General features: G+C 57.9%; 11 protein-coding genes and 1 pseudogene. 3 read left to right on the plus strand and 9 right to left on the minus strand.

Annotated elements, in window-relative coordinates; genetic code table 11:
* Window positions 1-555 precede the first annotated feature (555 nt).
* The 5 genes and pseudogenes from HMPREF2978_RS01745 to HMPREF2978_RS01765 form a co-directional block, all read right to left on the minus strand.
* A pseudogene (locus HMPREF2978_RS01745) lies at window positions 556-903 on the minus strand (DUF2200 domain-containing protein).
* Between the two features lie 165 nt (window positions 904-1068).
* Complete coding sequence (locus tag HMPREF2978_RS01750) at window positions 1069-1662, minus strand: hypothetical protein (protein ID WP_070526433.1); 594 nt, start codon at window positions 1660-1662, stop codon at window positions 1069-1071.
* A gap of 3 nt (window positions 1663-1665) precedes the next feature.
* Window positions 1666-2238, minus strand: coding sequence for a hypothetical protein (locus HMPREF2978_RS01755; RefSeq protein WP_070526429.1), 573 nt, complete (start codon window positions 2236-2238; stop codon window positions 1666-1668).
* A gap of 29 nt (window positions 2239-2267) precedes the next feature.
* Window positions 2268-3506, minus strand: coding sequence for a hypothetical protein (locus HMPREF2978_RS01760; RefSeq protein ID WP_210383628.1), 1239 nt, complete (start codon window positions 3504-3506; stop codon window positions 2268-2270).
* Window positions 3507-4014: 508 nt separating this feature from the next.
* Window positions 4015-5262 (minus strand): arginine deiminase, encoded by a 1248-nt coding sequence (locus tag HMPREF2978_RS01765; RefSeq protein ID WP_070743809.1) that lies wholly within the window; start codon window positions 5260-5262, stop codon window positions 4015-4017.
* A 704-nt stretch (window positions 5263-5966) separates the two neighbouring features.
* On the opposite strand from HMPREF2978_RS01765, the gene HMPREF2978_RS01770 reads away from it, so the two are divergent.
* Complete coding sequence (locus HMPREF2978_RS01770; RefSeq protein WP_070526420.1) at window positions 5967-6434, plus strand: ASCH domain-containing protein; 468 nt, start codon at window positions 5967-5969, stop codon at window positions 6432-6434.
* On the opposite strand, the gene HMPREF2978_RS01775 is transcribed toward HMPREF2978_RS01770, so the two are convergent.
* The 4 genes from HMPREF2978_RS01775 to HMPREF2978_RS01785 form a co-directional block, all read right to left on the minus strand.
* Window positions 6431-6937, minus strand: a complete 507-nt coding sequence (locus HMPREF2978_RS01775; protein WP_070526418.1) for a GNAT family N-acetyltransferase — start codon at window positions 6935-6937, stop codon at window positions 6431-6433. The genes HMPREF2978_RS01770 and HMPREF2978_RS01775 overlap by 4 nt on opposite strands.
* A 121-nt stretch (window positions 6938-7058) precedes the next feature.
* Complete coding sequence (locus HMPREF2978_RS01780) at window positions 7059-8903, minus strand: GmrSD restriction endonuclease domain-containing protein (RefSeq protein WP_246818712.1); 1845 nt, start codon at window positions 8901-8903, stop codon at window positions 7059-7061.
* A gap of 241 nt (window positions 8904-9144) precedes the next feature.
* Window positions 9145-9879 (minus strand): DUF4352 domain-containing protein, encoded by a 735-nt coding sequence (locus HMPREF2978_RS12680; RefSeq protein ID WP_083298977.1) that lies wholly within the window; start codon window positions 9877-9879, stop codon window positions 9145-9147.
* A gap of 475 nt (window positions 9880-10354) precedes the next feature.
* Window positions 10355-10909, minus strand: a complete 555-nt coding sequence (locus tag HMPREF2978_RS01785) for a CAP domain-containing protein (protein ID WP_070526412.1) — start codon at window positions 10907-10909, stop codon at window positions 10355-10357.
* Window positions 10910-11259: 350 nt separating this feature from the next.
* Here HMPREF2978_RS01785 and mmuM point away from each other — a divergent pair, with 350 nt between their 5' ends.
* Both mmuM and HMPREF2978_RS01800 read left to right on the plus strand, forming a co-directional pair.
* Window positions 11260-12138, plus strand: coding sequence for a homocysteine S-methyltransferase (gene mmuM / locus HMPREF2978_RS01795; RefSeq protein WP_070526405.1), 879 nt, complete (start codon window positions 11260-11262; stop codon window positions 12136-12138).
* Window positions 12139-12190: 52 nt separating this feature from the next.
* On the plus strand, window positions 12191-12577 hold the full coding sequence (locus HMPREF2978_RS01800; protein ID WP_070526402.1) for a hypothetical protein: 387 nt from the start codon (window positions 12191-12193) through the stop codon (window positions 12575-12577).
* Window positions 12578-12602 lie beyond the last annotated feature (25 nt).

Raw genomic sequence — 12602 nt, forward strand, 5'->3', positions numbered from 1 at the left:
GTGTGGAACCGGACTCGAGTAGATTTTCATAGGTTCGAGGGTCAAGACTCGGCCGGTAATCGTAGAGAAACTGCGGAGAATGCCGAGTATTCCGCTGGAGAGCATCCAAGATTTTTAGGAGTGCGAATGGACTTCGATGTGCTCTCTTCTCCGTTTGCCGAGAACCTCGTGGAAACGGTGGAGCTGCGTGAAGCCCGGTTATTGCGGAAAAGGACTTTTACGATGTTGTATAGTCTCATTAGTGAGCTCGACAGGAGACGGGCAGACAATGAGTCGGAGGGGGGTAAATAGTATGCCGGCTTTTCTCATCAAATATCACCGTCCAACGGGTGCACTGAACGTCACCGAGTTTGAATCCCTCACTGCGGTAACTCTTGCCCGTCACGACCTCGATCAAATCAACGACAACCAAACGTTGAACTCGTTGCCATTGGCGCTGAGAGCCTAGAGTCCGTCCGGCACACGCACGCGCGCTACTTCTTCCGCGAGAGGACCGCACCGCCGTACCCCTCCGTGGCTTAAAGCTAGAAGCATTAAAAGCGCAGTTGGTGAAAGCTAGCTGCGAAGGATTTTCTCCATGGTCTTTCCTTTGGCTAGCTCATCAACGAGCTTGTCCATGTACCGAATGTTTTGCATCAGTGGGTCCTCGATGTCCTGGACACGGTGCCCGCAGATGCTGCCGGTGATGAGGCAGCGGGATGGGTTCAGATGCGGGGCCTGCTCGAAGAATTCCTCGAGGGTGACCTTCTCTTCGCGGACCCGCTCCAGCCCCTCAACTGAGTATCCGGTAAGTCAAGTGATGACTTCGTGGAGCTCGCTGACAGTCCTGCCTTTGCGCTCTACCTTCTTAATGTAGTGCGGATAGATATCGGCGAAGGGCACGGAAAAGATGCGGTGAGACATGGGTGCAGTATATCGGTGGGCCTCATGGTCCGGGGAGGCCGTTCATTGCCGTTCTGTAATGTTCCCGCTGCCGTTTGATCACGCTGTGAAACGCCAAAAAGAGGGCACCCGCAGCCATCTCGAAACGGTTTGGGTGCCCTCTTCTCTGAGGCCTGGGGAGGTGAGCTAGTTCCAGACGGGGGCGCTACCAAGCTGCAGCTCGGAGTAGCGCGCCTCCGGAACGGTGGCGGAGTAGGGCTTGCCCACAGCCTCCCATTCCTGGTCGGTATTACAACGCACGTCCTGACCGTCGGTATCGAGCATGGTAAAGCCCCACACCAGCTTGCCCTGGGAGTTCGCCGGCAGCGTGTACGGGCCAACCTCCTGGTTCAGCTTCCAGTGCTGCTCGTGCACGTAGTTGAAACCGTAGGTCTGGGTCAGCACCTTGGCCAGTTCGCCCTCGCCCTTGATGGAGCCGGAGACCTCGATGGTCTGCGTGCGGGCCTGGGTCACGGTGTGGCTGACCGGCACGGGCTCATCATTGCGGTTGGCCACGCTGGTGGCATCGGTCTGCTTGAACCAGCGGCGTGTGGCGGTGACATAGGTGCCGTTCTCACCGGGTGTTGCGCAGTGCGTGCCCGGCTTGAAATCATCATTCCAACGCTGCGGCAGCTCGAAGTCCCCGCCGAAGTCCGCGGCGTGGGCAACGGGAGCGGCCGCCAGCAGGCTCAGCGCGGCACAGGCGCTAGCGAAGGTGCTCGCGATGGACTTCTTCAGCACGTCTTAGCCCCAATCGTTGTTGTCGCGGGTGGAGACCTCCACGTGGCGCTCCTTCGGCAGGGTAGCGGTGAAGGTCTCGCCGTTGGCCTGCCAGGTGTTATCGGAACCGCAGATGGTCTTCTGGCCTTCGAAGTCGGAGACAACCCAGCCGGCGCGCATGACGGCGGTCTTGCCCGGGGCGATGTTGTACGGACCGACCTGCTCGCCGACCTCATAGGACTGGGAATCGGTGTAGCTGGAGGAGAAGGTGAAGTTGATCAGATCCAGCAGCTTGAAGTCAACGCCGGCGGAAACGTTCCAGGTCTTGGTCTTGGTTTCCTTGATGGAGCGGGTGACCGGCAGCGGCTCGTCGTTGTAGTTGGACACGGTCCAGGAGCCGGCGGAGCCGTCGAAGTAGGTGCGCTTGATCTTAACGGTCTGGCCGGTGTCACCCGGGTTGGTGCAGTGCTCACCGATGGTGGTCGGGTTGGCCGGGCCCAGGTCACGTGCCGGGAGGGCGTTAGCGGCCGGGGTAGCGATCAGGCCGCAGGCGATGGCCACGGCGGCGGTGGTGGAAGCAATCTTGGTCTTGAACATGGTGATTTCTCCTTGGGATTAAAGGTGGATTAGTAGATGGTCTGGGTCGGGACCGGGAGGTCGCGGTACTCCTCCGGAGTGACGTCTTCGGTGCGGGTGGAACCGTCCTTGCCCGTGATGGTGGCCTCCGCCCAGAAACCGCTGGGAGCGGTGGTCTGCTTGTAGTTGGAGGTCAGGCTGTACTTTCCGTCCTTGCCGCAGTGGATTTCGCGGTAGTTGATGCGGGTCATGGTGGTGCCGTACTCCACGCGAACGCGCTCGCCGGGAGCGAGGTCGACGTGCTCGAGCTCGGTTCCCACCGGCATGTAGGCACGCTTGACCGCGCCGACGGATTCCAGCCAGCCCTTCGGGATATCCCCGCGGTTGCCCTGCCAGTTGGTGTAGGGCGAGTGCTCCGCACCGACGACGAAGTCAGTGACCGGCGCATACTCGTAGTCACCCTTGGACCAGTTGAGGAAGTCCGTGGAGTAGCCCGGCTTGCGGAAGCTCGGCGTCACGGCAGTGATATCCAGCGGGTACCAGGAGCTATCGCCGCTCTCGCAGGTCTCTCCCTCCTTCGGCCAGGAGGGGTCGCGCTGCAAGTCCTCGGAAGGCTGCATGATTTCATCCTTCTTCGGGTCCGCGATCTTCTCCAGGCTGGGGCCGGATACGGAGGTGTAGTTGCCTTCGATGGGCTTTGAGTTCGCGCCCGGGGAGCGGGAAGGAATCTCCATGGCCAGGTCCGAAATGGAGCCATCGGCCTTGATGATGTAGGCAAAGGCATAACGCTCGGCCGGGCCTTTGCCGCGGATGACGTTGGCGCCGGGGAGGTTCTCCAGACGGTCGTCATTGCAACCGACGAACATCGAGATGAAGTCTTTTTCCACCACGCCATATTCCACGCGGAAGGATTCGCCCGGCTTGAGCGTGATGGGGCCGAAGGTTTCCTTCTCCTGCCAACCGTTGCTCAACTTCAGGCCGATATCGGACTTGGCGGTGGTGTCCCACCCGGAGGGCATCGCGGCCTTGGAGTTGGCCTCAATCTTGTGGTTGGTGCCGGTTTCCACCGAGGCGGTGTAGGGCACCTCTTGGTCAGTGGTGTTCTTGAACTGCAGGGTGCCGTCGCTCAAATAACGGCGTCCGGTTTCTGCGAAGTGCCACTCGGGAGTGGCGTTGTCTTCGCCTGCTGCGCTGCAGCTCTTGTAGAGGTTGGTGATGGGGTAGGCCTGCGGCATGGGCGGAATGCTGGCCGCCTGTGCTGCGGGCGCGATGAAGGCCGCGGTTGCCATCGCGGCAGTAGCTGTCAGCGGCGCGAGCGCACGCAATCCCTTGATGTGCACCTGGATACCGTCCTTAAAGAATCTCAAAGAATGATGTGGAACTAATTTAAGCCTGAAACAATCCTAGGCGTCAGAAGCGCACTCCTAGGAAAAGGAGGAATGACTTTTCTTAGGCCGGTGGGGAGGTTAGCGATGTCAATATGATGACTGCCAGTGTTTTGACCTTTCGTGCACCATAATTTGGTCGACCCTATGTGGGGGAGTTGAAAAACCTACAGTTTTCTGTCAAACCTGCTGGCAGTGGGCTTCACTCTGTGTATCTTCCACCGTGAGATTGAGGGGGATGAAGGGTATTGCCATGTCCGCATTTCTCACCCCGGGGTGAGAAACGCGCGGAAGGCACTATGGTGCAAATGGCGCTGCGCTTGGCGACGTCCCCCTCGTCTCCCTCGCGGTCCTCTCTTATGTAGGGCGGGGTATGTGCTGGGTGATGCGAAAGTATATTCCCATAGGGCTGTTAATAATCCACCGCATCGCGAACAATCGGACAGGTCATGCAGTGCCCGCCACCGCGCCCGCGGCCTAGTTCCGCGGAGCCGATTTCGATGACCTCAATGCCGGCAGCCCGCAACTTCTTATTGGTGTGCTTGTTGCGGTCATAGGCCACCACCACGCCGGGCTCAATGGCCACGACATTGTTGGCATCATCCCACTGTTCACGGGCGGCGGTATAAACATCTCCGCCGGTTTCGATGACCTCGAAGCTTCCAATGCCGAGTGCCTGTGCGACGACTTCAAGGAAGGAGTCGGTGGGTAGTTCGACGTCGAAAGGCGCCGTGCTCGTCGAGGGATGCAGAACGATGGGCCGGATGGTGTCCACAACCTTGGGGTAGGCGGTGACCTTATCCGCATCCAGGAAGGTCAGGACGGTATCCAGGTGCATCGAGGCGCGGTCGGCAGCCATCGCCGCGATGATGATCTTCTCCACCGCGCCTTCCTCGAAGAGCCGCATGGCCAGCTGGCTCACACCTTGCCACGTGGTGCGCTCACCCATGCCGACGAGGACGATGCCCTTGCCAATCGGCATGATGTCGCCGCCCTCCAGCGCTGCCAGCCCCGGCTCCTCATCGTTATTTCCGTACCAGAACTGAAAATCTGCCTGCGCAAACCGCGGGTGATAGTTGTAGATAGCCCGTGTTAGGAGTGTTTCCTGGTGGCGCGCCGGCATGCGCATTGGGTTGAGCGAAACCCCGCCATAAATCCAGGCCGAGTTATCGCGCGCGTACTGCGTATTGGGCAGCGGGCGCAGCGCAAAAGCGGAAGGCCCGTAGACCTCGCGCATGGCGTCGATGGTGCCGTGGCCGAGACCTTTCGGAATCTCAGCGAAAGGCAGCCCGCCGATGAGGAGCTCCGCCAGGCGCGCGTTGGACATCTCGTTGAACCAGTGGCGCAGCTCGCCGCCGATGCCCACGCCAACGTTCCTATCCAACAGCTTGAAATCCAAGATGAAGTCACGCCCGCCCGGGGTGGCTAGCGTTTCCTCCAGGAGGGTGTGCATCTCCAGCACCTCGACGCCGTAGCTGCGCAGCTTGGCGACGAACTCCGCGTGATGCTTCTTGGCTTCGTCGACCCAGAGGACGTCGTCGAAAAGCAGCTCCCCACAGTTGTTGGGGGTCAGCCGTTCATGCGCGAGTCCCGGCGCACACACCATGACCTGGCGGAGCTTGCCAACCTCGGACCACACGCCCAGCGGGGGAGTTGTCATCTGCGTGAACCTTTCTTTGCGTGCGGTGCACCGTGTTAGCCACGTGTGTAGTGAGTGGCAGCACCGCAAGAGCTGATTGTGAACTAGATGACAATTCTAAGATGAGTTTGAACTTTTTCAAGCTTCCGAGGGTGAGGAAAGTCCACGTAGATGCAGTTTTTGCGGCTGTGTGCATACTATTATCTGCGTTTATTCACACGGTCCTGGCGCGCACGTGGTGCGGTTCCATGCAGAGCTTGCCGACGTCCGTCCCTCCACCACTGCGGCAACATCGACGCCGAGGCCATCGTGCCCTAGCCGGAGGCTGGATGAATAAAGACGGAGGGAATGAAAACTCTGCGCGAATAGTAGAAAGGGGAAATTTTCTCATGCTCTCCCATGACCCGTTGCGCGAATCCCACCCAAAGAGCTTTTGAAGCCTTGTGAAGTTTACGAATTTTGTGAATTCTTTGAAGTTTGTGAAGAGCTTTGAAGTTTGAAAGAGGGGCCGCGCCGCTAGGCAATGGGAAGTAGCAGCGCGGCCCCGGAGTGATAGGGAAGAAGGGCGGATTCCGTCTTCCGTGTAGGGGAATCTTTGACATTAGGAGTGGAGCTGGACATGGCTGCGCATGATTCGAACGCGCGGGTCGAACGTCCAGTTGGACGAAACGGCAAACTAGCACGTGCACGGTCAACAGCATTAATGAGCAACGTACTGTAAACGTATGGCTCAGGACGCTTTGGAACCTATATCGCAACTGCCCCGCGGCGAGTTCGCCTTCCCCGGCCCGCTTCGCGATGCCCTCGTCACCGCCATCCTGGACGGCACCAAGACCACCACGACGTCCTTGCTGGCTGAGTACCCGCGCGACCATGACCCGCGTGAGGATGTGGGCACCTTTGAGGCCGTCCTCGATTCACACGACAACGTGGTGTGCGTCATCCGCACCACCGAGGTCTACGCGTGCCGGCTTGCGGACGTCAGCGACGAGCACGCCATCGCCGAGGGCGAGGGATACGCCGATGCCAGTGAATGGCGCGCCGGGCATGAGCAGTTCTGGCGTTCACCCGAGTTCGTTGAATATATCGGGGAGCTAGATATCAACGATGACACCCAGGTGGTGTGTCAGCGTTTCACCATCGACTCGCGGTACCCGACTAGGGGTTTGGTGCCGTGGCACGCCGAAACCTAGGAGAGTCGGTACACCTCGTAGTCATCCGGCACGCCCGCACCGGGGACGTGCTGAAGTCCAAGCTTTAGGGCTAGAGCAATCGACGCCTCGTTCGTGGGGTCGATGATGGCGACGACGGGGAGCTGAGGGAAACGCTCGCGCGCACTGGCAATCGCAGCGGCTGCGGCCTCCTTGGCATAGCCCTGGCCTTGCGATTCGGGTGCGAAGCGGTAGTAGAGGTTGAGCACTTCTTCACCGGCTTCTTCGCTATGGCGCACACCGGTAAAGCCTATGGTTGTGCCATCGAGTGTGGACACCACGTAGTATCCCAGTTGCTTTTCACTCCAATTCTGTTGCCACGAGCGTGCTAGCTCCACGGCTTCCTCCCTGGTCTTCATGGCTAGTTCAGGGCGGTGCTCGTAGGTGCGAGCATCCGAGTGAATAGCAAAGACGGCATCAATGTCGGCATCTCTTGGTGCTGACAAGCTGAGCCGCGGGGTGCGGAGAGTGTGAGCATCATTCATTGCGACTCCTAAGATTGAAAGCTACGGTCTGCCAAGGTTACCCAAACTTGAAACGGGTGGTGCAGTCGTTCTTGGCCGAAGGCTGCGCTGCTGCGCTGGTCGGCAAGGAACAGATGCTGCCTCAGGCTTCTGATAGGGGTTCCTCTACCAACTGGCCTGGTTCTTTAAGGGCTTCTTCCTCGAAGAATGACGAGTCTTCTACAGCGTTTCCTTCGCTGACATCGCGTTGGACCGTCTTCTTCAGGGCACCCTCGATGAGCGTGCAGAGTGATTCCCTTCGAAGCTCAAAGAACGCATCAAAGTTGTCGCTGCGCAGTGCTTTGGGTGAAATGAGGTGTCCGCGGAGAACGTCGTCCACGCCGTCGGCAGCGAAGCCTGATTCGCTCTCAACCTTGGACAAGTATGCCGACGGTGCGACGCCACCGATGACACGGTTGGTGCGTGCGCTCAGCGTCGTCTTGTTGACGATGGATTCGCGGCGCTCGTCATCAATTCCGTTTTTCTTGCACCAGTCCTTCGGGAAAATATGGTGAATATCCACGGCCATATCCCTGTACTGGAATGCGCCGAATTGTTTACCTTCTACCCAGTCAGTTGAGCCCTGTGCCATGATGAGCGCGGCAATGCCTTTATATGCAGCGGCATTGCGGGTGCGCAAGGAATGAAGGCGGGATTCAGCAAAAGTAGCGTCCTGCACGGTGCGCGGGGCGGTAGTTTCTTCACCCATCGCCCAAGCGGGCACCCCTTCGAGGTCACGCACGAAGCGTGTCTCAATGGCAGCGCCATAAAGCTCGCCCAAGACTCCGCTCCAGAACCACTGCGTGATTTTTTCTTTCACGTGGTGCTTGTCTGCTTCCTTGCCAAGGACAACGGCGATGGCAGCTAGCGGCACTAATTGCTTCGGGTAGGGGACATCCCTGAATCGATAGATGTGCAGGTCTGCGAGGAAGCCTGCTACCCAGATGAATCCTTGACGCAGGGCGTCACGCCAGGTGAGGTAGTCGTTCAACTCAAGCCTTAGAACGTCTTCCCTCTTGGCAGACAGACCGACTTTGCGGTTTCCCGAAGAATGCTTGCTTCGCTCAAGGGTCGTTAACATTGTGATTGCTTGGAGGAAGTCAGTGTTTTCCACCTTGTGGAGGACATCATGTTCTTTCCATAGCTCCTTGGTCTCAACCCAGTCATCGTTGAGGCGGAAATCGCGCTGGTACTTGTCGTAGTACTCGGCATCGCCTGCGAACACCGCCGTGAGGAGCTCAAAAACGTTGAGCGGGAGCCCGCCAACATTGACCTTTTCGAAGACGGTGGCCACCGCTGCCTTGTCGGTCTGTTTGTCTAGCTCAATTGCTGGAATCTTGTATTCGTTGATCTGGCGGATGATTCCATCGCTGAATGCGGTCATGAGCTCGGTATCGCCCAACTTGCCGAACCATTCGAAAAGTCCCATCTGATCAAGCAGTAGCGAAACGGGGATATAACCCGCTTCGTGTTGCTTCTCCATGCTGCTGAGATCAAGCACGATATCGCGGTTGAAGTTGGTTCGAATTATCCCATCAGCTGGCACGGAGATCACTGCCTCATCCAGCTCGAAGGGATCCTCAATAGACTTCTGGATATTGATGAAGTACCTGCGATCGAGGCGCTTGCCGCGTGAGTCTTTGGTGTGAACAACGCCGTCGCCTTTGAGGGCTTGGGTAAGCGATGTTAGTCGTTGCTGACCGTCGAGAAGCAAGAACTTGGGCTCGGAAGTAGCCGTAGCCTCGGTGCTCTCGATCGGGCGTGGCTTGAACCTGACCGAGGAGTTACCAGTTTCCAACAACATGATGATGCCCAGCGGATGCCCACGGAAAATGGTGATGAGGAGCTGACGAACACGCTCGTCTTCCCACTTATACTTTCGCTGGAAATCGGGGAGCTGAACCTCTCCGTTCTCGGTGGAGCGCATCAGCGCCGATAGTTGGTGCATGTTGGTGTTGAAACCCACCGGAGCCTCCTCTGTGGTGAATAGTCCATTCCAGCATGCCTCAAAAGCTCAAGGGAGGAGGAGAAAATGGAGCAGGTTTTGTGAAACCAGCTCCCGCTAAAGCGTTCGTGAGTCAGTGGAACATTCCAACCTGATTCCTGTACAAAGCTCTATTGGAAGGGTGCTGTGTTTAGCTATTACCCCGTGATGCGAAGGTGTCTGATACCTGAACCTAAAGTGTTCGCTAGACGGATTCTCCCAAACGAATAAGGGTCGGATTGTCGGTAGCGCCTGAAACTGAAGGATCTGCGTAGACAAAGTATCCCAATTCGTGGTTGTCCGGCACTTCATAGGCATACGATGCCTTCCCCGAGAAGCCGGGAGCGATTGAGTCGGAACAGTCAGGGTTCCCTGCGAGATGGTACAGATTTTTAACAGTTGTATATTCTTGTCCTTGGCTATTCATGAGCACCGTAAAGCCGTCAAAGCCACATGACAAATGAAGGGCTTTGACGCTCTCATTGGTAATAGAAGCGTTTACCCGAACAAACTTAGCCCCGTCGTGATCTGGGGTTAGAGCCTCTGAATCAGTGAGGTACTCGCGAGCTTCCTTTTTTATCCCTAGCTCACTGACTATCTCAACTGACTCTACTGTTAGACGGATCCCGTGGTTGGTAGATAATTCTCCCACTGAAAAAATGTTTTGACCTTCGTCTGTCGAAGACGGTGAATCATCCTGTCCGGTTAAAGTCGAACTTGGTGCAGTTGAGTGTAAGTTGGCTGGAGCCGCCGAGGAATTCTCGCCGGTGTTTACCCGTGCGTCGGTCGTTCCAGTATCCGCGAGTGTGATGGCGCCGAAGGTTAGAAGTGGACCTGCGATTAGTGAGGCGCCCAATGACCAAAGGGGTACCGGTTTCTTGAGGAAGCTTTGCTTCCTAACTGCGGGAACGTAGAACGGGTTTGAATTGTCATTTGCCATGTTTTATCGAATCATTCAGTGATTGGTTGTCGAAGGAGAGGGCACCCGTTGCCAAGCCTAATAGGGCCGCCGGTGGTGACATGAGGCGTAGCGATGGTTTCGCTCGGGTAGATAGTCAGTCTGAGCTTTTCGGCTCCTGCTGTAGACGAGAGAACGTCGTGATATAAATATCGCTTATTTTTCTTTTGGGTCAAAATCAAAAGCGTTAGTTCTCTGGAAATCTCACTCCAAGACGTCTCTACTGCGGCTTGAACTTGTGGATTGGATTTGACTCTGAAACTGCAGAATGACCATGTGTGGTGACGCTCAGGGAGAAAGTCCTGTGGGATCGATGCTGGGCGGCCGTACAACCTAGGAAGCGGCAGTTCTTGCTGCAGCATTTTCTGACTTTATTTTCTAGAACTCCTGAAGCTTCCTTAGAGTTAAAACCTGTCTGCGGTTTGGTCCTTCCTTTTAGTGGCGGAGTGTACGAATCCTACCGCCCAAAATTCTGCACAGCATACAGCTTGCTATCAGCACCGACGGCCATGCCGATGCCCACGGACTTGGCGCGGGGATCGAGCAGGTTCGTGCGGTGGCCAGGGGAGTCCATCCACAGCTGAACAACGCGGGCATCGGAGTAGTCGCTCCATGCCTGGAGAACATTCTCACCACCGGCTGGCAGGCCGGCGGGGTAGTGGGTCCAGTAGTTCGGGCGGTGACGGGTCTTGCCATCGCGGCTCAAGGTGTTGGCCCAATCTTGTGCCAAGTTGGTCAGATTCGGGTCAACACGCAGCGGTGCGAGGCCATTGCCCACGCGTTGGGCATTGGTTTGCTTAATAATGCCTTGCACACTGGCGGATGCGCGGGGAGCTGGAGCTGCCGGGCCGGCAGCGGAGGGCATGGCGTTGATGAACGCGGCTGGCGTGGAAGAGCCGAAGGAACTTACGGCCTGAGCAGGAACGTTGAGGGAGCCGGCGAAGAGTGCTGCGGCGGCAGCAATCGGGGCGACGATCTTTGTGGCTTTATGCCCGAATGAAAGGCGGAACATGGCTGGGCACCTTTTTCTACTTCAGGGGCTAAGTGGCGGCATTGTGGCCGCGTACCGAGCGGTACTTTCACCTAAAATTAAAGCTCCTAATCGGGTGGAAAATCCGTTTGACCAGTGGTTTTAAGCTTGTCTGTGCGTTTATATTGCTTCGCGCAAAATATAGTTTGCATTTATCCATCTGTGGGGAGGTGTTGGCGGAGGAGGCGTCGGCAAGCGCGGCGAAGAGCAGGCAGAAGGGCTGTGTGTGCTTTGTAGTGGAGATTGAGGATTAAGAAAATCAATCGAACCATTAAGGCGGGCTATCCTGACGGTGCCTGGTGGTTGCTGAATCGTTGCTAGGCTGATGCGCCATGGCACTCTTTGATGGGCCGCTGCTCTTAGATGGTGGCCTCGGAACCCACCTTGCAGCCCAGGGGCATGACATCGCAGGCCCGCTGTGGTCGGCGCGGGTGTTGCGGGAGAACCCCGCGCTCATTGAGTCTGCGCACGTGGACTTCTTCGCCGCCGGCGCTCAGGTGGCCACCACGGCCTCCTACCAAGTCACCTTTGATGTGCTTGGTGAAGAAGCGGAGAAGCTTCTGCGTCGCAGCGTCGGAGTGGCTCGTGGGGCGGCGCAAGTGGCCGTCGACAAGCGCGCTGCCCACGGTGAACTGCTTGTCGCCGCATCCATCGGTCCTTATGGTGCCGGTCCGGGGAAGGGGACGGACTATGACGGCGCTTATGATCTGCGCCGTGATGAGCTGCAGCGCTGGCATGCCCGCAGGGTAGCGGTACTCGCGGATACTGATGCCGACTTCCTTCTTGCGGAAACCATTCCCAACGTCGAGGAGGCCGCAGCACTGCTCGAACTCCTTGAAGCACAGCCTAAGCCTTTTGCACTAAGCATTACCGGCGCCATCGCGGCGGGCCTGGCGAAGCTCTCGCAGGTTATTGAGCTGGCCAACCAGTCACCCCGTCTGGGAGCCTTGGGCGTAAATTGCGTCAACCCATCGCAGGCATGCGGGGTGGTGGCGCACGTGCGCGGTGCTATCGATAAGCCGCTTCTGGCCTGCCCCAACAGTGGTGAGGTCTGGGATTTTAGTGCCCACGACTGGCAGCCTGCTCCGGCTAGCGAAATGAGCTTGCCCGAAGCGGCGTTGAAACTTCGCGCCGCAGGAGTCAACGTGCTGGGCGGCTGTTGCCGCGTTGGCCCTGCGGAGATTCGGCAGTTGCGCAAGGCCATCAGCTAAGCCGTCTGGTTAATGCCGAGACAATCCTGTGGTATGGGGATAGAGTGTTCCTATGAAAAAGTTTCCACTCCTCGCTGCAACCGCAGCGCTGTTCATCACCACACTGACCGTACCCGCCGCCAACGCCGAGCTGACCCAGACCGAGCGGGATCAATTCCGCACCGATCCCGTCGGGGCAGTTGCCTGGCAAGCCATCAAGGGCTCCTCGGAGTATGTGCGTGCCGACGGCAACACCATGATGGCCGCCTCCTTCTTCTCCATGACGCAGCCGGGGCAGAGCATCGGCATGCCGACACTCCAGAACTGCGCCGAGCGCGTCGGCTCCTCCTCGCCGGCGGGCGGCGTGCGCTACGTCGCGGCTGCCCTGTGTGCGACCTTCGACCCACAATCCCGCGGTGAGGTCCAGCGTGGCGACTTTGGCTACGGGCCACTGGGCTAAGCCGAACTGTGTTCAGCCGTGCTCT

It is taken from the genome of Corynebacterium sp. HMSC074C01 (assembly GCF_001814605.1).
In the GTDB taxonomy this organism is placed as follows: domain Bacteria; phylum Actinomycetota; class Actinomycetes; order Mycobacteriales; family Mycobacteriaceae; genus Corynebacterium.

What these genes read in the sequence shown, in the direction of transcription:
- HMPREF2978_RS01755 (WP_070526429.1), bottom strand. Translation starts at nt 2,238, where the DNA reads ATGTTCAAGACCAAGATTGCTTCCACCACCGCCGCCGTGGCCATCGCC.
- HMPREF2978_RS01760 (WP_210383628.1), bottom strand. Translation starts at nt 3,506, where the DNA reads ATGGCAACCGCGGCCTTCATCGCGCCCGCAGCACAGGCGGCCAGCATT.
- HMPREF2978_RS01765 (WP_070743809.1), bottom strand. Translation starts at nt 5,262, where the DNA reads ATGACAACTCCCCCGCTGGGCGTGTGGTCCGAGGTTGGCAAGCTCCGC.
- HMPREF2978_RS01770 (WP_070526420.1), top strand. Translation starts at nt 5,967, where the DNA reads ATGGCTCAGGACGCTTTGGAACCTATATCGCAACTGCCCCGCGGCGAG.
- HMPREF2978_RS01775 (WP_070526418.1), bottom strand. Translation starts at nt 6,937, where the DNA reads ATGAATGATGCTCACACTCTCCGCACCCCGCGGCTCAGCTTGTCAGCA.
- HMPREF2978_RS01780 (WP_246818712.1), bottom strand. Translation starts at nt 8,903, where the DNA reads ATGCACCAACTATCGGCGCTGATGCGCTCCACCGAGAACGGAGAGGTT.
- HMPREF2978_RS12680 (WP_083298977.1), bottom strand. Translation starts at nt 9,879, where the DNA reads ATGGCAAATGACAATTCAAACCCGTTCTACGTTCCCGCAGTTAGGAAG.
- HMPREF2978_RS01785 (WP_070526412.1), bottom strand. Translation starts at nt 10,909, where the DNA reads ATGTTCCGCCTTTCATTCGGGCATAAAGCCACAAAGATCGTCGCCCCG.
- mmuM (WP_070526405.1), top strand. Translation starts at nt 11,260, where the DNA reads ATGGCACTCTTTGATGGGCCGCTGCTCTTAGATGGTGGCCTCGGAACC.
- HMPREF2978_RS01800 (WP_070526402.1), top strand. Translation starts at nt 12,191, where the DNA reads ATGAAAAAGTTTCCACTCCTCGCTGCAACCGCAGCGCTGTTCATCACC.